Raw genomic sequence first — 17,701 nt, 5'->3', positions numbered from 1 at the left:
CTACCTCTGCCTCGGCGGCCTGAACCCTCAACTACCCACAAGAACATGAGGAGTAGCACATGTGTTCGATATTACGCCGATGCACTGACACGCGTCGGCGAAACTATCGCTGACTACCCGGAATGCTCGTGCTCACCGGGTAGGTCGATCACCCCGGCCCGGACCAGGAACAACAGGCTGACCGCCAGCACCCAGGTCGGGAACGCCAGCGTCAACCACATGCTCAGATCGCCGGCAACCAGAAGCGTCACCGCGAGGAGGTATGTCACGAACGCCAACGGACGCGGCATCAGGCCGGTCTTCAACCAGATCGTGGCCAGCGAGATCATGAACACCGCTGCCATGCGGATGCCGTAGGTCTTGCTCAGCACCAGCAGCAACATCTGCCCGAACGTGGCGACCTCGGAATGCGCCGCGGCGTCGACCATCCCGGCCTTGCTGGCGATCAACGCGGCACCGACACCAGAGGACACGAACATCATGGCCAGGAACAAGATGCCGCTGCCGAGAAACACGGACGAGAAGAACCGGTCCTCAAACCGGCCGAACCCGTCGCGCACCACGCCGATGAACCACAGGAACGCTATGCCCGCGAACGGCATCAGGACGGACGCGATGCGCAGCCGGGTACTCGCTCCGTCGATCCACTGGGAGCCCGGCTCGGCACCCTCGGGCAGCGCGGTGCGGATCAGTACCAGCGATGCCCCGAACAGCAGGGCGAACAACACTCCCGCGATCGCCGCGGCGCGCGGCGTCGACAAACGGTGCAAAGGTCGTTGATCCACGGCGTCATAGTGACACCCCGACTCCCGAACTGCGATGACATTCGCCCCCTTACGATGACCCGGTGTCATTGAGTGGAAAAACCGCACTGGTCACCGGCGCGACGAGCGGGATCGGCCATGCCACCGCAATACATCTCGCGGAACGCGGCGCTCATGTTCTCGCGAGTGGTCGAGACGCCGACCGTGGGGCCCGGGTGGTGGCCGAGATCCGTGACGCCGGCGGCAACGCCGATTTCTTGTCGGCCAATCTGACCGACGCCACCAGTGCCCGAGACTTGGTGGACAGTGCACTCGCCGTCGCAGGCCAGATCGACATCCTGGTCAACAACGCCGCCATCGCGGTCTTCGGGCCCACCGCGGCCATCGCCGAAGACGACTTCGACGACTGCTTCGACCTCAATGTGAAGATCCCGTTCTTCCTCGTCGGAGCGACCGCGCCGGCCATGGCCAAGCGCGGAAACGGCGCGATCGTGAACGTCAGCACCATGGTCTCCATGTTCGGCACGCCAGGTTCGGCGGTGTACGCGTCGTCGAAGGCCGCGCTGAATCTGCTCACCAAATCATGGGCCGCCGAATACGGGCCCAAGGGTGTCCGGATCAACGCCGTCGCTCCGGGACCGACGCTTACCGAAGGCACCACGGCTCAGTACGGCACCGACCGGCTGACCGCCCTCGCAGCACAGGCCCCGGCGCGACGGGTCGCTGACCCCACCGAAATCGCAAGGACCATCGGCTTTTTGGTGAGCGAGGACGCCAGTTTCATTCACGGCGCGGTGCTGCCCGCCGACGGCGGCCGCACTGCGATCTAGCTCTAGGGCTGGCCCGGCAGCAATCTGAGCATGAGGCCGTTGGCCTCGGCGAGCAGGTTCTCGTCGGGGTCACGCAGTTCGGCGTTCACAAATGCCTTGCGCCCCTCCGACTCCCGCACCCAACCGCGGGCCGTCAGCACCGTGTCGATCGGGGTCACCTTGCGGTAGTCCACATGCAGGAACGCGGTACGGCTGATCGGCCGGCCCGCGGCGTGGATCACCATGCCGAATACCGAATCGAACAGCAGCGGAAGCACACCGCCGTGCACCGCATAGTTGCCGCCGACGTGGAATCGGCTGAACTCGACCTTCAATTCGACGCCCTCGGGCTCGAACTTCGACACGGTGAACGGCGGCATGAGCAGACTGCCCACACCGGGCAGGGACGGCACCCGGTTGGCCGGCCCGACGCCCTCGGCGGCCTCGTACGGGCTGAGCAGCTTGACGAGCTCCTCAACCCGATCCGCGGCGTCGTCCCAGGTGTCACTGTCTGGATCGGCCGACACGGCGAGATCCTGCGCTCGGCGCATCGCGGTCAGGAAACGCGCGAAACCCGGTCCGGGATCGGCTGTTTCGAATACCGGGAATCCGCCGTGCTGCTCAAAGACCGATGGCCGCTCGTCCGTCACTTGGCGGCCAGGATGTCACGGCGCACGATCGTCTGCTCGCGGCCCGGACCCACACCGATGCACGAAACATGGGCGCCGGCAAGCTCTTCCAACCGCAGCACATAGTCCTGAGCCTTGGCGGGCAGGTCGGAGAACTCGCGGGCGGTGGAGATGTCCTCCCACCAGCCGGGCAGCTCTTCGTAGATCGGTTCGGCGCGGTGGATGTCGGACTGCGTCATGGGCATCTCGTTGGTGCGCTTGCCGTCGACCTTGTAGCCGACGCACACCGGAACCGTCTCCAGGCTGGACAACACGTCGAGCTTGGTCAAGAAGTAGTCGGTGATGCCGTTGACCCGGGTCGCGTACCGCGCGATCACCGCGTCGAACCAGCCACAGCGCCGGGCCCGGCCGGTCGTCACACCGACCTCACCGCCGGTCTTGGCCAGGTACGCGCCATGCTCGTCGAACAATTCGGTGGGGAACGGGCCCGACCCGACGCGGGTGGTGTACGCCTTGAGGATTCCCAGCACGGTCGTGATCTGCGTCGGCCCGATCCCGGAACCGACCGCGGCACCGCCGGCGGTCGGGTTCGACGAGGTGACGAACGGGTAGGTGCCGTGGTCGACGTCGAGCAGGGTGCCCTGCGAGCCCTCCAACAGCACGGTCTCGCCCTTTTCCAGCGCCTGGTTCAGCAGCAGCCGGGAATCGGCGATGCGGTGCTTGAAGCCGTCGGCCTGGGTGAGCAGGTTCTCGAGCACCTCGGCCGGCTCGAGCGCCTTGCGGTTGTAGATCTTGACCAGCACCTGGTTCTTGAATTCCAGTGCCGCCTCGATCTTTTCGGCCAGCAACTGCTCGTCCAGCACGTCGGCGACCCGGATGCCGATGCGGGCGATCTTGTCCTGGTAGCAGGGACCGATGCCGCGACCGGTGGTGCCGATCTTCTTGCTGCCCGCGTAACGCTCCACCACCTTGTCGATGGCGACGTGATACGGCATCAGCAGATGCGCGTCGGCGGAGATCAGCAGGCCCGAGGTGTCGACGCCTCGCTCTTCCAGCCCCTGGAGCTCGGTGAGCAGCACACCCGGGTCGACCACCACGCCGTTACCGATGACGTTGGTTACCCCTGGCGTCAGGATGCCCGAAGGGATCAGGTGCAGTGCGAAGTTCTCCCCCGTGGGGAGCACGACGGTATGCCCGGCGTTGTTGCCCCCCTGGTAGCGAACCACCCACTGCACGCGGCCACCGAGCAGATCGGTGGCTTTACCTTTGCCCTCGTCGCCCCATTGGGCGCCGATGAGGACGATTGCCGGCATGGCGTAATCTCCCGCTCAATCTTCCGCACTAGTGTGGTGCAGCCGGTAGGTCACCTTATCCCAGCACACGCTGTGAACCACATTTTCTCGACCGCGAGGAGCAGTTTTGTCCGCCTCACCCGGGGTCGCATTGGTCGGCACAGGCCGTGTTCCGCGCCCGCTCCGCGACCTGCAGAGGGTCGGTGTCGATGAGCTCGGGGCGCACCGCAGGGTGGTCGTGACCGGCGGCGAAGCCGAACTTTCCGCCGTGCTCACCGCGTTGCTGCGGGCCGATCGGCTCGATGTCGAGGTCGCTGTGGCGTCCGGCAGCTGGTCGGCCCGGCGCGCACTCCGAGGATCTGCCCGGCGTGTCCCGCTGATCCGCGACGAGACGGGAACTGTGCTGGTCGGCGCGGCGCAGTGGCACGGGCCCGACGGAGCGGCGCTGCAGGGTGAGGCCATCGTCGACGACATCGTGCTGTTCGACGGCGAGGCTCCAGGTGTCCGGGTCGAGCCGACGACGAGCATGCCGGGGCTGCGCGCGAGCGTGCTGTCGGACCGTGGCCGCCCGCGCCGGTGGGTCGTCGGCCGCGCCGCGCAGTTGGGCACCCCGGGTGCTCAGGTGATCCGGGACGGGGTGGCCGCGCCGCGGACGGTACGACGCTCGACGTTCTATCGGCACACCGAAGGCTGGCTGCGGGTCGGCTGAGCAGGGCCGGATTGCCGGCCGAATTGCCGTAGCGTCGAATCGTGAACATCCGCCCGCTGCATCAGTCGGTACGGCCCAGCCCGGTCTTCTTGGCCGTCGTCGCGATCACCGCCGCAGGCGGGGTGGTGGCCTGGTTGGCCGCCGACACCGTGAAGCCGCTGTCGTACGTGGGCGTGTTCATCCTGGTGATCGCAGGCTGGCTGGTGTCGTTGTGCCTGCACGAGTTCGGCCATGCGTTCACGGCGTGGCGTTTCGGTGATCACGACGTGGCGGTGCGCGGTTATCTGACGCTCAACCCGCTCAAGTACTCCCATCCCCTGCTGTCCCTGGGTTTTCCGGTGCTGGTCATCGCGCTAGGCGGGATCGGGCTGCCCGGCGGCGCGGTCTATGTCCGGACCTCGTGGATGACGGCACGGCAGAAGACCCTGGTCAGCCTCGCCGGCCCGGCCGCCAACCTGGTGCTTGCCGTCCTGCTGCTGGCCGTCACCGCGGTCTTCTTCGACCCGGCCCACCTGGTGTTCTGGTCTGGGCTGGCCTTCCTGGGATTTCTGCAGGTCACTGCCCTCGTGCTGAATGTGTTGCCGGTCCCCGGGCTGGACGGCTACGGCGCACTGGAACCGCATCTGAGCGCGGACACGCAACGCGCGCTCGAGCCGGCCAAACAGTGGGGCCTGTTCATCCTGCTGATCCTGCTGTTCACGCCCGCGCTCAACCGATGGTTCTTCTCGGTGGTCTTCTGGTTCGTCGACCTCTCCGGCGTGCCGGGCCAGCTTGTGTCCATCGGCAGCCAGTTGACCCGCTTCTGGTCCGCCTGGCTGTGAGGGTTCGGCGCCCTCACCCACCTCGCCCGCTTCTTGCCACGCTGGCGTGACGCTCGACGGCGAGCGCCACTCTGGCGTGACAAAGTGCCCGCAGCTCGGCGCACCCAACCCGCCACCGCCACGCTGGCGTGACGCTCGACGGCGAGAGCCACTCTGGCGTGACACAGTGCCCGCCCGGCTCTGACGCTTGCCACATATGCGTACTTCCGCATATATTTCGGGCATGGGTGCCGGCCACGATCACAGTCACAGCAGCGATACCCGCGTCAGCAGAATGCTCATCGCGGCGGCGATCCTCAGTGCGTTCTTCGTCCTTGAACTGGTCACCGCGCTGCTGATCAACTCGATCGCACTCCTCGCCGACGCCGGCCACATGCTCACCGACCTGGTCGCCATGTTCATGGGATTGACCGCGGTGTTGCTGGCCAAGCGCGGCAGTACCTCCCCGGCACGCACCTACGGCTGGCACCGGGCCGAGGTCTTCACCGCCGTCGCCAACGCCGCACTGCTCCTCGGCGTGGCGGGCTTCATCCTGTACGAGGCCTTCGAACGCCTCGGCAATGCGCCCGACGTCCCCGGCGTGCCCATGATCGTCGTGGCGCTGGCCGGCCTGGCCGCCAACGCCGTCGTGGTGCTGATGCTGCGGTCGCACTCCAAGGACAGCCTCGCCGTCAAGGGCGCCTACATGGAGGTCGTGGCCGACACCGTCGGCAGCATCGGCGTGCTGGTCGCCGGCGTCGTCACCGTCACCACCGGCTGGCCCTACGCCGACGTCATGGTCGCCGTCCTGGTCGCGCTCTGGGTCCTGCCCCGCGCCATCGCGTTGGCCCGGGCAGCGCTGCGGATCCTGAGCGAGTCCTCCCCCCAGCACATCGACGTCGAAGAGCTGCGTACCGCACTGGGCGCGGTGGACGGCGTGACGGGCGTACACGATCTGCACGTGTGGACGCTGGTACCCGGCAAGGACATGGTCACCGCGCACCTGACCAGCAACGCCAACACCGCCCGGGTGCTCGACGACGCCCGCGCGGTACTGAATGCCCGGGGGCTGGCCCACGCCACCGTGCAGGTGGAGCCGCCCGAATCAGCGGACGACTGCTCCTGCGAGGCGAAGGACTGAAGCTCAGGCCAGGCCGAGTTCGGCCCGCGCCGACGGATCGCAGTCGTCGAGCAGATCGAGGCACCGCTGGAACTCGTCGGTCTCGCCGATGTCATCGGCGGCCCGGGCCAGCGAGGCCACACACCGCAGGAACCCCTGGTTCGGCTCGTGGGCGAACGGCACCGGGCCGAAACCCTTCCAGCCGTTGCGGCGCAGCTGATCCAGCCCACGGTGATAACCGGTGCGGGCGTACGCATACGCCGTGACGGCCTTGTCGTCGGCGAGGGCCTGCTCGGCCAGCACCGCCCACGCGATCGACGCCGACGGGTGGGCGGCGGCCACCACGGCAGCCTTTTCACCCGCAGCCAATTCGTCCTCGGCCTCGGGGTCCCCGGGAAGGAGGACCGGATCCGGCCCCAACAAATCACCCATCCGTGTCATGGGCCTATTGTGCACCGACCGATAAGCTCCACCGGTAGCGACGTACGGGAGGACCGCAGCAGGGATGTCGAACCCAACGGGACCTGGCGAAGACCGCACCGACCAGAGCGACACACCGACCGAGAAGGTCGAGTTACCTTCCACGGCCGAGTTGTCCGCCCTGTCCGAGCCGGCCACCGAGATCTTCAGCTCGGCCGACGAAGTCACCGGGGAGGTACACCTCGGTGAGGAACGGCGCTTCACCGCGCCGTCCGGCTTCGACAGTTCCACCCAGAAGATCGACACCCCGCCCGATCCGGAGACCGAGGTGTTCGCTCCGGCCGATGGTGACACCGTCGCCGCCGAGGTGCCGAAAGGTGCTGCCCCGAAAGTCATCCCGCCGCGCGAAGAACAGGAGCAGGCCCCGCAGACCACGACCCGCCGCAGCTGGGGATGGGTGGTGGCGGTCGTCCTGGTGATCGCGGCCCTGGTGGCGATCGCGGTGCTCGGCACGGTCCTGCTGACCCGCAAATCGTCGTCGGCGGCCTCCCAGGAGGACGACGTCCGCACCACCATCCAGGACTTCGACTCGGCCATCCAGCGGGGCGATCTCGCCGCCCTGCGATCGATGACCTGCGGCACCACCAGCGACAACTACGTCAAATATGACCAGAAGGCCTGGGACGAGACCCACGCCCGGGTGGCGGCCGCCAAGCAGTACCCCGTCGTGGCCAGCATCGACCAGGTGGTCGTCAACGGCGACCACGCCGAGGCCAACGTCACGAGCTTCATGGCGTTTGCCCCGCAAACCCGGTCCACCCGCAGCTTCGACCTCCAGTTCCGCGACAATCAGTGGAAGATCTGCCAGGCGCCTACCGGCTAATCTGGTCCGGTGACCCTGCGCGGACCCAAGCTCTGGTTGACCCTGTGCGCGTTCGGCGCGGTCATCGTGGTCGGCCTGGCCACCCTTCTGGTCCGCCAGCCCGGCGCGATCGACCTGCTACCAGGCAAACCCGTCGCCTTTCCCCAGATCGACCGCACCGCACTCGATCCGGGCCAGGCACGCATCGTCGACGTGCTGCAGGCACAGTACGACGCCCAACCTGGCGGCAGCCACTTCTCCGAAGGCGTCGAGGAGCCGTGGTGCGCGGACTTCGTCAGCTGGGTGCTCAACGAGGCGGGCCGGCCGCTGTCCAATCCCAACTCGGGGAGTTGGCGGATCCCGGGCGTGTACACACTGCAGGAGTACTTCCAGGCCGCCGGCCGGTTCGCCGAACCGCCCGGATACCGGCCCCAGACCGGCGATGTGGTCATGTACGCCGATGGCAGCCCGCTCGGGTTGCACACCAATTTCGTTGTGGTCGTGGATGACAACGCGATCACCACGGTCGGCGGCAACGAGGAGGGCGGTATCCGCGTGCACACCCTCGACGACGCCGAGATCGCGGGGATCTTCGGGTACGGCCGACCGGCCGCCTGAGGCGCCTAGCCCGCGGTGACGCTGCGCCCGGCGCTGTGCAGGTCGTTGCAGGCCTCGATGACTCGCTCGCTCATCGACGCCTCGGCCTTCTTCAGGTAGCTGCGCGGGTCGTAGACCTTCTTGTTGCCCACCTCGCCGTCGATCTTGAGCACCCCGTCGTAGTTGGTGAACATGTGCGCGGCGAGCGGACGGGTGAAGGCGTACTGGGTGTCGGTGTCGACGTTCATCTTCACCACGCCGTACTTGAGGGAATCTTCGATCTCGGACTTCAGCGAACCCGACCCGCCGTGGAAGACGAAGTCGAAAGGCTTTGCGTCACTTGCCAATCCGAGTTTGGCGGCGGCCACCCGCTGCCCCTCGGCCAGCACCTCGGGCTTGAGCACCACATTGCCGGGCTTGTAGACACCGTGCACGTTTCCGAACGTGGCCGCCAACAGGTAGGCACCCTGCTCGCCGGCGCCCAGCGCGTCGATGGTCTTCTCGAAGTCCTCCGAGGAGGTGTAGAGCTTCTCGTTGATCTCGGCCTCGACGCCGTCTTCTTCGCCGCCGACCACGCCGATCTCGACCTCGAGGACGATCTTGGCCGCCGCGGCGAGCTTCAGCAGTTCCTGCGCGATGCTCAGGTTCTCGTCGATGGGGACGGCCGAGCCGTCCCACATGTGCGACTGGAACAACGGATTGCGGCCCGCGGCGACCCGCTCGGCGGAGATGGCCAGCAGCGGCCGCACATAGGTGTCCAGCTTGTCCTTCGGACAGTGGTCGGTGTGCAGGGCGACGGTGATCGGGTACTTCTCGGCGATCACATGGGCGAACTCGGCCAGGGCGACGGCCCCGGTCACCATGTCCTTGACCCCGAGCCCCGAAGCGAACTCCGCCCCTCCGGTCGAGAACTGGATGATGCCGTCACTGCCCGCATCGGCGAAACCCTTGATGGCGGCGTTGATCGTCTCCGACGAAGTGCAGTTGATGGCCGGGAAGGCGAAGGAATGCTCCTTGGCCCGGCCCAACATCTCGGCATAGACCTCGGGCGTAGCGATCGGCATGACTTGTCCTTCCATCTGGACGCGGGTTATCGCAGGTGAAGACCGGTGGTGGGGCACAGGTACCCTAGGGAGTCGTGATCGACATCGCCCTCCCTGAGGCTACGACCAATCTGGCGCTCATGCCGGATTTCATGGATCCGCTGCACCTCATCGGATCCTTCGGCACCTGGGCCCTGGTGGGCATCCTCGTCGTCGTCTTCGTCGAGTCCGGGGTGCTGTTCCCGGTCCTTCCCGGCGACTCGTTGTTGTTCGTCGCGGGCATGCTCGCCGCGGGCACCGCCGCCCAGGGAACGGCGGTGGACGCCAACTTCGCGCTCTGGCAGCTACTGGTGTTCATCCCGCTGGCGGCCATCCTCGGCGGTCAGGCCGGCTACCTCATCGGCCGGTTCATCGGCGTCGAGATGTTCAAGCCCGACGCCCGGGTCCTCAAGCAGAAGTACCTCGACGAGGCCCACGCGTTCTTCGAGCAGCGCGGCCCGTTCGCGATCGTCATCGCCCGGTTCGTGCCGATTGTGCGCACCCTGGCACCGATCGTCGCCGGGGCCGCCAAGATGCGTTATTCGGTGTTCACCACGTTCAACGTGCTGGGCGCGATCGTGTGGGGTGTCGGCCTCGTCCTGCTCGGCTACTGGCTGGGCCAGTTCGAGATCATCCAGAAGCTGCTCGAGCCGATCTTCATCCTGATCGTCGTGGCCTCGGTGGCGCCGATGTTCTACGAGTGGTTCAAGCGCCGCCGGGCCGCCAAGAAGGGCACCGAGCAGGTTCAGCCGAACCCCTAACCGAAACCCAACGCGGCGGCCAGTTCACGCAGGGCCGGACGCGGATCGGCCGTCGGGTTTTCCCCCAGCGCCTGAACGACGACGTGGTCGGCGCCGGCATCCAGGTGGGCGGTGATCACCGCTGCTGCCTGATCGGCCGAACCCATGCCGACAAGTCCGCGCGCCAGCCGGTCCGAGCCGCCCCGCACCAGGTCGGATTCGTCGAAACCCTGCCGCAGCCACGAGTTTCGGTAGTTGGGCAGCCCGCTGTACACCTCAAGGTGCTTGTGCGCCCGAGCCAGCTGGTCGGCGTCGTCACCACCGATCGCGACCGCCTGCTCGGACACCACCCAGCGGTCCGGGCCGAGGAGCTCGCGCGTCGTCGCGGTGTGCTCGGGCGTGACCAGGTAGGGGTGTGCACCGTCGGCGTGGGTGCCGGACAACTCGATCATCTTCGGGCCGAGTGCAGCCAGCAGCCGGGGCGGGCGCCCGACGCCCGGTTCGATCTGCTCGGGCACCGCGGCCATCCGCTCCAGGTAGGTGCGCATCGTGGCCAGGGGCTTGGCGTAGGTGCCACCCAGTCCGTGCTCGACGAGAGGTCCGTGGCTGACGCCCAGCCCGAGCACGAACCTGCCCGGGTAGAGCGCCGTGAGAGTGCGTGCCCCCGACTCGGCCGCCGACGGCACCCGGACGTGGATGTTGGCGATGCCGGTGCCCACCACGAGGCGTTCGGTGGCGGCCAGGAACGCCGCTGACTGGGTGAGAGCCTCCTTACCGACCACTTCCGGAAGGAACAACGAGCCGAAGCCGAGAGCTTCGATGTCCCGGGCAACCTGCTGCGCGTCCGGCATCGACCAGGTGTCGCTGGCCCACCACACACCGATCTGGCTCGGGAAATCGATCTTGGCTCGTGTCACTGACCACTCCTCAATTCACTCGGTTCGTTGTGTTCGTGATGAATACGGCCACCAGTGTCCGCCAACGGTGTGCCGGTGCCGCCCCAGCGTTGGGCGATGATCTCGGCCGCGATCGACACCGCGGTCTCTTCGGGCGTCCTGGCGCCCAGGTCCAGTCCGATCGGACTCGACAGCCTCGCGAGCTCTTCGTCGGTCAGGCCGACTTCGCGCAGCCGGGCGATCCGGTCGTCATGAGTGCGCCGCGAGCCCATCGCACCGACGTAGCCGATCTCAGGCAATCGCAGCGCCACTTCGAGCAGCGGCACGTCGAACTTCGGATCGTGGGTGAGCAGGCAGATGACCGTGCGGCCGTCGATCGCGCCGGTGGAGGCCTGCGCGGCCAGGTACCGGTTGGGCCAGTCGACGACGACCTCGTCTGCGGTCGGGAAGCGGGCCGCGGTGGCGAAGACGGGGCGCGCGTCGCACACCGTGACGTGGTAGCCGAGCAGTGAGCCCTGACGGGCGACGGCCGCCGCGAAGTCGATGGCACCGAACACCAGCATCCGCGGCGGTGGCGCGAAGCTCGCGACGAACACCTCCATGCCCTCACCGCGACGCTCACCGTCGGGGCCGAATGTCAGGACCGCACTGCGGCCGGTGTCGAGCAGACCGCGCGCATCATCGGTGACCGCGCTGTCCGCGCGGGTCGAGCCGAGTGTGCCGGTGACCTCACCGGTGCGGATGACCAGTCGGCGGCCCAGCCACGCGGGATCGGGATGGGCGATGACCGTCGCGGTCGCGGCGGGCCGATGGGCTTCGATGTCGTCGACCAGAGCCTGCAGCTCTGGGAACGTCCGCTTCGACACCGGCTCGACGAACACATCGAGGATGCCGCCGCAGGTCAGGCCCACGGCGAAGGCGTCGTCGTCACTGACTCCGTAACGCTGCAGCACCGGCACGCCCTCGGCGACGACCTCACCGGCGAGTTCGTACACCGCGCCTTCGACGCAGCCACCGGATACCGAACCGGTCACCGTGCCGTCGGGGGCCACCACCATCGACGCCCCGGCGGGCCGCGGTGCGGAACGGAATGTGCGCACCACCGTCGCGAGGCCCACGGTGCCACCGGCACGCCAGACCGACAGTGCATCGGCGAGCACGTCTCTCACGATGACCAAAGTAGCCCGGGCTGGGCACATGCTCAGTTTCGGGTCGCACGTCCCGAAGGCAAGTCAGCTACCGACCGCGTGCAGATGGCGTTCGTGCACGTCGAGCCCGTAGATCGCGGCACGGGTCGCCGCACCGTGGTCGCCTCGTTGGATCGCCTGAAACAGATCGGTGTGGAAATCCCGGTATGCATCCTCGGGAACGCCCATGCACAACGCGCCGTGAGCCGGGTCGCGCATGGCATTTTCGAAAGAGCTGTAGAAATCGAGCAGCAGCGTGTTGTGCGAGGCGCGGGCCACACCGATGTGGAAGGCGACGTCGTGTTCGATGAACGCGTCCAGGTCAGCTCTGGCCTTCGCGGACCGACGTCCATGGAGGGCGACACGCAGCGCATCGATATCGGCCGCCGAGCGGTTCGTCGCAGCTTCGCGCGCGGCGAGCACTTCGAGCGTATGGCGCACCAACTGCACCTCGTCGCGATCCGCGGTGTCGACCACGCGCTGCAGCGCCACTGTCGTCTCGTCCTCGGCGACCACGTAGGTGCCGTCACCCTGCCGCGATTCGAGCAAGCCGAGCTGGACGAGCGACCGCACCGCCTCGCGGACCGATGGGCGGCTCACCCCCAGTGCCTCAACAAGTTTCGCCTCGGTGGGGATCTTGCTCCCGACCGGCCAACCACCCTTGCGAATCTCGTCGCGCAATCTGTCGACGACCACGTCGACTATGGAGGTCCGTGCGACCCGTTCCATTCAGGACCTACTTCACACATTCGTCAGACAGCTACACGGCCATTATGGTCTGACCATTTTTCTATTTGGTAGGCAGGTCTTGCCGGCGGGGATCACCCGGCGAGGGTATGCGCCGCCTCCATGAGCATCCACCCCGAAACCTGAACTGACAGATCACGTTCCGGGATCGCCGACGCGTTCACCGCGCCGTCGACGAACTGCGCTTCCTGACCTTCGGCCCCGGGCACCTCGGCGGTGCGATCCCAGAACGGTCCGAACAGCGGGAGCCCGTCGACGTTCTGCCGGTTGTCCCATGCCGCCTGTGCGGACTTGAGCACGAGCGACCGGGCCGTATCGCGCGCGGCCTGATCTTGTGCGTCGTCCCCCGGCAACATGGTGGCCACCAGTGCCAGGTACCGCGCCAGGATGCTGTTGAACAAGCCACCGTCGCCCCCGCCGGCGCCCTTGATGACACCGTCGGTGGCCATTTCCTTGTCCACCGCGGTCACCAGACGCCGGACCCTTTCGGCGTGCCGGGTGTCGCCGGTCCGCACCGCCAGTTCGACCTCCAACCCGAGCACCACGCCCTGGCAGTAGGTGTACTGCGCACGCACCATCGAGCCGGCCTTGATGCCGTCGAACACCAGGTGGGTCTCCGGATCGATCAGGGTGTCGTCGATCCAGTCCGCCATCTGCTGGGCCCGGCGCAGTCGATCGTCATAACGGGCCAGGAAGATCCCCGCCGGACCATTGGCCGGGGCATTGAAGAACTGGTCCTGCTTGCGCCATGGGATGCCGCCGCCGTCCTCGGGCACCCAGGCATCCACGAACTGCGCGCACAACTTCCTGAGCGCATGGGCTTTTTCCACCCCCACCAGGCGACCGGCCCGCTCGAGGGCCAATGCCAGCCAGGCCATGTCGTCGTAATAGCTGTTGGTCCAAGACAGGTTGTTGCGCATCCAGTGCCCACGGATCTGCCGCTCGATACGGGTTTTCCGCTCGGGCTGCGGATCACGCACCTGCGCATCGACCAGGGTGTCCAGCAGATGCGCCTGCCACCAGTAGTGCCACGTTCCGAACTTTCGGTACTTCTTGGTCGCCGGCCAGGCCACCACTCCGAGTTGGGTACCCGGCAGACCCCAGAGCTTGGTCAGGTGTCGTTGGGTGATCGCAGCTTCGGCGCTGGCCGCACGGTTAGCCCATAGCTGATCCATGTTGACGATCCTGCCTTACCAGGCGTTCGAATTGTCGGCATGTCGAGCAGTTTCCGGGCCTGCGTCAGGTCAGGATGCATGGTCCGCCGGGCGCACCACCCGGCCATCGTGCAGGACAAGCAGCCGCTCGGGATGGCCGGCCACCGCCTCGGCCGGGTTTGCCGCGGCGATCACCACCAGGTCAGCTCGGTTGCCGGGGTGTACGCCGTAATCGGCGAGCCCGAGCGCGGTGGCTGCCGAGTCGGTGACCAGTCCAACCTGCCTTGTTCGAACCATAGTGTCCAAGACGCATTTCTCATCGCAGCAATAGACGCCACCTATACATTGGGCCGATGGAGTTGCGTCACCTCCGGTACCTGCTCGCCGTCGCCGACCACGGCAACTTCACCCGAGCCGCCGAGGCCCTGCATGTGTCGCAACCCACCTTGTCGCAGCAGATCAAGCAGCTCGAACGGGAAGTGGGAGTCCCGCTGCTCGACCGCTCGGGGCGCACCGTCCGGCTCACCGATGCCGGCGAGGCATACGCCCAGCACGGACGACTGGCCCTACAGGATCTGGACGCCGCCGAGCGGGCGGTCCATGACGTACACGACCTGAGCCGCGGCCACCTGCGGATCGCGATGACACCGACCATCACCGCGTATCTCATCGGTCCGCTGGTGCGCCAGTTCCACGCCGAGCACCCCGGTGTCACCCTCACGGTCATCGAGACCACTCAGGACCTGATCGAAGCCGACCTGCTCGCCGACCGAGTCGACCTGGGCATCGCCTTCGCCGGCCCCCACGCTGCGGGGGTAGCCGCATCGGCGCTCTTCACCGAGACCCTCAGCCTGGTCGTGGGTGCCGCTCATCCTCTCCACCCGCGCGCCACGACGTTCGCCATCGCGGACCTTCCCGCCCAGCCGTTGGCGTTGCTCAGCCGAGACTTCGCGACGCGCAACTACATCGACGAGTTCTTCGCCGCCCAGAACGTCACGCCCCGCATCGCGATCGAGGCGAACTCCATCAGCGCGCTGATCGAGTTCGTGCGCCTCGGCACGCTCGCCACGGTATTGCCGGACGCGATCACGCAGGCGCATGCCGACCTTTATCCGATCCGGCCCGTTCCGCCTCTTCCATCACGCGAGGTCGTACTCCTACACCGGTCGGCGGGATATCAGTCCGCCGCCGCGCGGGCGTTCAGCGCGATCGCGGTGCACTACTCCCACCATCACCAGCCATAGACACGAACTATCGCTCCGATGGAAATTAAGTATTGGACGCTATAGAAGTTCGCGCGCAGGGTGGTTGATATACCGCCGGTTTTCCAAGTCCGGCTCCCATCGAATGGAGTGAACCCATGCACGCGCAGTTCGACCCGACCGCCCGCCAGGCCCTGGCCATCGCAGCGGTCGAGGCCAAGACCCGCAAGGATCTCACCTGGCAGCAGATCGCCGACGTTGCCGAGCTCTCAACGGCATTCGTGACCGCTGCCGTCCTCGGCCAGCACGCGCTGCCTGCCCAGTCGGCCGTCGCGGTTGCCGCATTATTGGGTCTCGACGACGACGCGGCAATGCTGCTGCAGACCATCCCGACCCGCGGTTCGATCCCCGGCGGTGTCCCCACCGACCCGACGATCTACCGCTTCTACGAGATGCTCCAGGTCTACGGCACGACGCTCAAGGCATTGGTTCACGAACAGTTCGGCGACGGCATCATCAGTGCCATCAACTTCAAGCTCGATGTGCGCAAGGTCGCCGATCCGGAGGGCGGGGAACGCGCCGTGATCACTTTGGACGGCAAATACCTTCCCACCAAACCTTTTTGATCGAGTCCGAAATCGAGGAGGTCTCATGGACTTCGCACAACACACCATCGACATCGCACGCCGGAACGTCACCGAGGGCGGCCGTCCGTTCGCCACCGTGATCGTCAAAGACGGTGCGATCCTGGCCGAGAGCCCGAACCTGGTTGCCCAGACCCATGATCCCACCGCGCACGCGGAGATCCTCGCGATCCGCAAGGCGTGCACCAAGCTCGGCACCGAGCACCTGACCGGTGCCACGATCTATGTCCTGGCCCAACCCTGCCCGATGTGTCTGGGCTCGCTCTACTACTGCTCGCCGGACGAAGTCGTGTTTCTGACCACCCGGGACGCCTACGAACCACATTACGTCGACGATCGAAAGTACTTCGAGCTCAATACGTTCTACGACGAGTTCGCCAAGCCGTGGAATGAACGGCGCCTGCCGATGCGCTACGAACCGCGCGACTCCGCGGTCGATGTCTACAAGCTCTGGCAGGAGCGAAACGGTGGCGAACGCCGGGTGGCCGGAGCGCCCACCCCTACCATGCCTGCGAAAAATCCGCGTGGCGAGTGATCCACGCGTGCATGGCAATTCCCGCGGCGACACCGGCGTTGATGCTGCGGGTCGAGCCGAACTGAGCGATCGAGACCGTGACGGCAGCCCCGCCCTGCGCCTCCGGCGTGATGCCCGGACCCTCCTGACCGAAGATCAGCAGGCAGTCGCGGGGTAACTCGGTCTGCTCAAGACGTACGGCGCCGGGCACGTTGTCGACTGCGACGACGGTCAATCCGGCGTCGGCGGCGAACGCCAGCAGTTCGGCGGTGCTGTCGTGGTGGCACAACCGCTGATAGCGGTCGGTGACCATGGCGCCCCGTCGGTTCCAGCGGCGCTTCCCCACGATGTGCACGGTGTCGACCGCAAAGGCGTTGGCGGTGCGCACCACCGCACCGATGTTGGCGTCGTTGCCGAAGTTCTCGATCGCGATGTGCAGCCGGTGCCGCCGCCGGTCGATGTCGGCGATGATCGCCTCACGGGTCCAATACCGGTAGGCGTCAACGACATTGCGGGTATCGCCGTCGCGCAGTAGGTCGGGATCGTAGCGCGCGGCTTCATCCCCGGAGGGTGGAGCGCCTACCCAGGGGCCCACGCCCGGGCTCTCGCCCCACTCGGTCGGGCCGACGGCGTCAGCCACCGGTGGTCCACAGTGCCGCGTGCGTGCCGATGACCGAAACCGACGCGTACAGCAGCGCCGCGGTCATCTCTCCCTGGGTGCACAACGAGGCCCGGACGTTGACCGCCTCACGGCTGGCTTCCGGCAACAGCAGCACCGACGAGCCGTACACCGAGCAGAGATGACTGAGCCCCGGCGGGGGCAGGGTAGGGCCGGCCACCACCATCAACGGTCCACCACGCCCCGCCGAATCCTCGGCGTAACGCTTTGCTGCACCGGCGATTTCGAGGCCGAGCAGCATGTAGCCCTTGCCGCTGAAAGCCGTGGGGTCACCGATCGCCGTCGGCGCCAGTTGCCCGCCGTCGGCACTGAACCCGTCCACGCTGGAGGTCCTGACGGTGATGCCCGTGTCGTTGACATCAGTGGGCAGCATGCCCACCGGGAAGGCCGCCGGGTAGGCCACGGTGGTCTTGGGGATTCGCTCGCGCGGCGAGTACACGTAGACCCCGCGTACCTGGCTCTGGTCGCGTTGCGGCCCCAGACAGACTGTGCCGCTGAGCTTGTCAGGGGCCGGCGCGGACAGCGGCCGGATCCCCAGGTTGGTCATCGCGTCGCAGCCGTGGAGTGCGTCGGCCTCGATCGGATGCGCCAGGGCACCGTACAGACCGAACCGGATGTCCTCGGGTTTGGCGTGGGCGTCACCGCCGGCCGAACCCTCGACGTCGACCAGTACGTGGTCAGAGTCGAATCGAAGATTCGACACCTTCAGGTTCCAGCCCAGGATGTCGAGCGACTTGCCGAGCGCAGCAGTCGAAGCCTCGTACGTGCGTCCCGGTTCATCGGATGTGCAGCCCGCGGTGACGACGAGAAGTACCGCCATCACCGCCGCGATCAGCGCCCGCACTGCCACGGCA

The 17,701-nt window shown here is 66.8% G+C and carries 22 protein-coding genes; 10 read left to right on the top strand and 12 right to left on the bottom strand.

Annotation, left to right across the window (positions count from 1 at the left end; genetic code table 11):
• Positions 1–113: 113 nt before the first annotated feature.
• On the bottom strand, positions 114–785 hold the full coding sequence (locus AC4ELH_RS02560; protein WP_498883167.1) for a hypothetical protein: 672 nt from the start codon (positions 783–785) through the stop codon (positions 114–116).
• Positions 786–847: 62 nt separating this feature from the next.
• Between AC4ELH_RS02560 and AC4ELH_RS02555 the strand changes: the two genes are divergently transcribed.
• On the top strand, positions 848–1,594 hold the full coding sequence (locus AC4ELH_RS02555; protein ID WP_498883166.1) for an SDR family NAD(P)-dependent oxidoreductase: 747 nt from the start codon (positions 848–850) through the stop codon (positions 1,592–1,594).
• 2 nt (positions 1,595–1,596) lie between these two features.
• Here the strand turns inward: AC4ELH_RS02555 and AC4ELH_RS02550 are convergent, their stop codons facing one another.
• Positions 1,597–2,223: a PaaI family thioesterase gene (locus AC4ELH_RS02550; protein WP_498883165.1), complete on the bottom strand. Its 627-nt coding sequence runs from the start codon at positions 2,221–2,223 to the stop codon at positions 1,597–1,599.
• Positions 2,220–3,515 carry an adenylosuccinate synthase gene (locus tag AC4ELH_RS02545; RefSeq protein WP_064881688.1) on the bottom strand — a complete coding sequence of 432 codons (1,296 nt, stop codon included), beginning with the start codon at positions 3,513–3,515 and terminating at the stop codon, positions 2,220–2,222. The genes AC4ELH_RS02550 and AC4ELH_RS02545 overlap by 4 nt, the downstream gene beginning before the upstream one ends.
• A gap of 106 nt (positions 3,516–3,621) precedes the next feature.
• Here AC4ELH_RS02545 and AC4ELH_RS02540 point away from each other — a divergent pair, with 106 nt between their 5' ends.
• From AC4ELH_RS02540 to AC4ELH_RS02530, 3 genes are all read left to right on the top strand, one after another.
• Positions 3,622–4,203 (top strand): hypothetical protein, encoded by a 582-nt coding sequence (locus AC4ELH_RS02540; protein WP_498883164.1) that lies wholly within the window; start codon positions 3,622–3,624, stop codon positions 4,201–4,203.
• 41 nt (positions 4,204–4,244) lie between these two features.
• The gene (locus tag AC4ELH_RS02535) at positions 4,245–5,024 is read left to right on the top strand and encodes a site-2 protease family protein (RefSeq protein WP_498883163.1); all 780 of its coding nucleotides are present in this window, start codon (positions 4,245–4,247) and stop codon (positions 5,022–5,024) included.
• A gap of 223 nt (positions 5,025–5,247) precedes the next feature.
• The gene (locus tag AC4ELH_RS02530) at positions 5,248–6,144 is read left to right on the top strand and encodes a cation diffusion facilitator family transporter (RefSeq protein WP_448448463.1); all 897 of its coding nucleotides are present in this window, start codon (positions 5,248–5,250) and stop codon (positions 6,142–6,144) included.
• Positions 6,145–6,147: 3 nt separating this feature from the next.
• Here AC4ELH_RS02530 and AC4ELH_RS02525 read toward each other — a convergent pair whose 3' ends face one another.
• Positions 6,148–6,564, bottom strand: coding sequence for a DUF3151 domain-containing protein (locus AC4ELH_RS02525; protein WP_055110668.1), 417 nt, complete (start codon positions 6,562–6,564; stop codon positions 6,148–6,150).
• A gap of 64 nt (positions 6,565–6,628) precedes the next feature.
• Between AC4ELH_RS02525 and AC4ELH_RS02520 the strand changes: the two genes are divergently transcribed.
• Together AC4ELH_RS02520 and AC4ELH_RS02515 are read left to right on the top strand one after the other, a co-directional pair.
• Positions 6,629–7,426 (top strand): Rv0361 family membrane protein, encoded by a 798-nt coding sequence (locus tag AC4ELH_RS02520; protein ID WP_055110669.1) that lies wholly within the window; start codon positions 6,629–6,631, stop codon positions 7,424–7,426.
• A 9-nt stretch (positions 7,427–7,435) separates the two neighbouring features.
• Complete coding sequence (locus tag AC4ELH_RS02515; protein WP_064961004.1) at positions 7,436–8,023, top strand: CHAP domain-containing protein; 588 nt, start codon at positions 7,436–7,438, stop codon at positions 8,021–8,023.
• A 5-nt stretch (positions 8,024–8,028) separates the two neighbouring features.
• On the opposite strand, the gene fbaA is transcribed toward AC4ELH_RS02515, so the two are convergent.
• Positions 8,029–9,066, bottom strand: coding sequence for a class II fructose-bisphosphate aldolase (fbaA, locus tag AC4ELH_RS02510; protein WP_448448454.1), 1,038 nt, complete (start codon positions 9,064–9,066; stop codon positions 8,029–8,031).
• Between the two features lie 74 nt (positions 9,067–9,140).
• Between fbaA and AC4ELH_RS02505 the strand changes: the two genes are divergently transcribed.
• On the top strand, positions 9,141–9,845 hold the full coding sequence (locus AC4ELH_RS02505; RefSeq protein ID WP_064881695.1) for a DedA family protein: 705 nt from the start codon (positions 9,141–9,143) through the stop codon (positions 9,843–9,845).
• On the opposite strand, the gene AC4ELH_RS02500 is transcribed toward AC4ELH_RS02505, so the two are convergent.
• The 5 genes from AC4ELH_RS02500 to AC4ELH_RS02480 form a co-directional block, all read right to left on the bottom strand.
• Positions 9,842–10,741, bottom strand: coding sequence for an LLM class F420-dependent oxidoreductase (locus AC4ELH_RS02500; protein ID WP_498883162.1), 900 nt, complete (start codon positions 10,739–10,741; stop codon positions 9,842–9,844). The two genes, AC4ELH_RS02505 and AC4ELH_RS02500, sit on opposite strands and share 4 nt — an antisense overlap.
• A complete protein-coding gene (locus AC4ELH_RS02495) occupies positions 10,738–11,889 on the bottom strand; it encodes an XdhC family protein (RefSeq protein WP_448448452.1) in 1,152 nt (383 codons plus the stop codon). Before AC4ELH_RS02495 ends, AC4ELH_RS02500 begins: the two co-directional genes overlap by 4 nt.
• A 63-nt stretch (positions 11,890–11,952) precedes the next feature.
• Complete coding sequence (locus AC4ELH_RS02490; RefSeq protein WP_064881702.1) at positions 11,953–12,636, bottom strand: FadR/GntR family transcriptional regulator; 684 nt, start codon at positions 12,634–12,636, stop codon at positions 11,953–11,955.
• A 92-nt stretch (positions 12,637–12,728) separates the two neighbouring features.
• Positions 12,729–13,829, bottom strand: coding sequence for a glycoside hydrolase family 76 protein (locus AC4ELH_RS02485; RefSeq protein ID WP_064881704.1), 1,101 nt, complete (start codon positions 13,827–13,829; stop codon positions 12,729–12,731).
• 69 nt (positions 13,830–13,898) lie between these two features.
• Positions 13,899–14,105, bottom strand: coding sequence for a hypothetical protein (locus AC4ELH_RS02480; RefSeq protein WP_448448451.1), 207 nt, complete (start codon positions 14,103–14,105; stop codon positions 13,899–13,901).
• 56 nt (positions 14,106–14,161) lie between these two features.
• On the opposite strand from AC4ELH_RS02480, the gene cynR reads away from it, so the two are divergent.
• The 3 genes from cynR (at position 14,162) to AC4ELH_RS02465 (ending at position 16,189) form a co-directional block, all read left to right on the top strand.
• Positions 14,162–15,052: a transcriptional regulator CynR gene (cynR, locus tag AC4ELH_RS02475; protein ID WP_064881708.1), complete on the top strand. Its 891-nt coding sequence runs from the start codon at positions 14,162–14,164 to the stop codon at positions 15,050–15,052.
• Between the two features lie 116 nt (positions 15,053–15,168).
• Positions 15,169–15,636: a cyanase gene (gene cynS / locus AC4ELH_RS02470; protein WP_064881710.1), complete on the top strand. Its 468-nt coding sequence runs from the start codon at positions 15,169–15,171 to the stop codon at positions 15,634–15,636.
• A gap of 25 nt (positions 15,637–15,661) precedes the next feature.
• Entirely contained in the window at positions 15,662–16,189 is a 528-nt protein-coding gene (locus AC4ELH_RS02465) for a nucleoside deaminase (protein WP_448448450.1), read from the top strand.
• On the opposite strand, the gene AC4ELH_RS02460 is transcribed toward AC4ELH_RS02465, so the two are convergent.
• Positions 16,155–16,808, bottom strand: a complete 654-nt coding sequence (locus AC4ELH_RS02460; protein WP_064881713.1) for a TrmH family RNA methyltransferase — start codon at positions 16,806–16,808, stop codon at positions 16,155–16,157. The genes AC4ELH_RS02465 and AC4ELH_RS02460 overlap by 35 nt on opposite strands.
• Entirely contained in the window at positions 16,801–17,691 is an 891-nt protein-coding gene (locus tag AC4ELH_RS02455) for a hypothetical protein (protein WP_463790812.1), read from the bottom strand. The genes AC4ELH_RS02460 and AC4ELH_RS02455 overlap by 8 nt, the downstream gene beginning before the upstream one ends.
• Positions 17,692–17,701: the final 10 nt, after the last annotated feature.

Source organism: Mycobacterium shunyiense, from assembly GCF_058270075.1.
The sequence above is the reverse complement of the archived record's forward strand: the minus strand, read 5'-3'. Positions and strand labels throughout refer to the sequence as shown.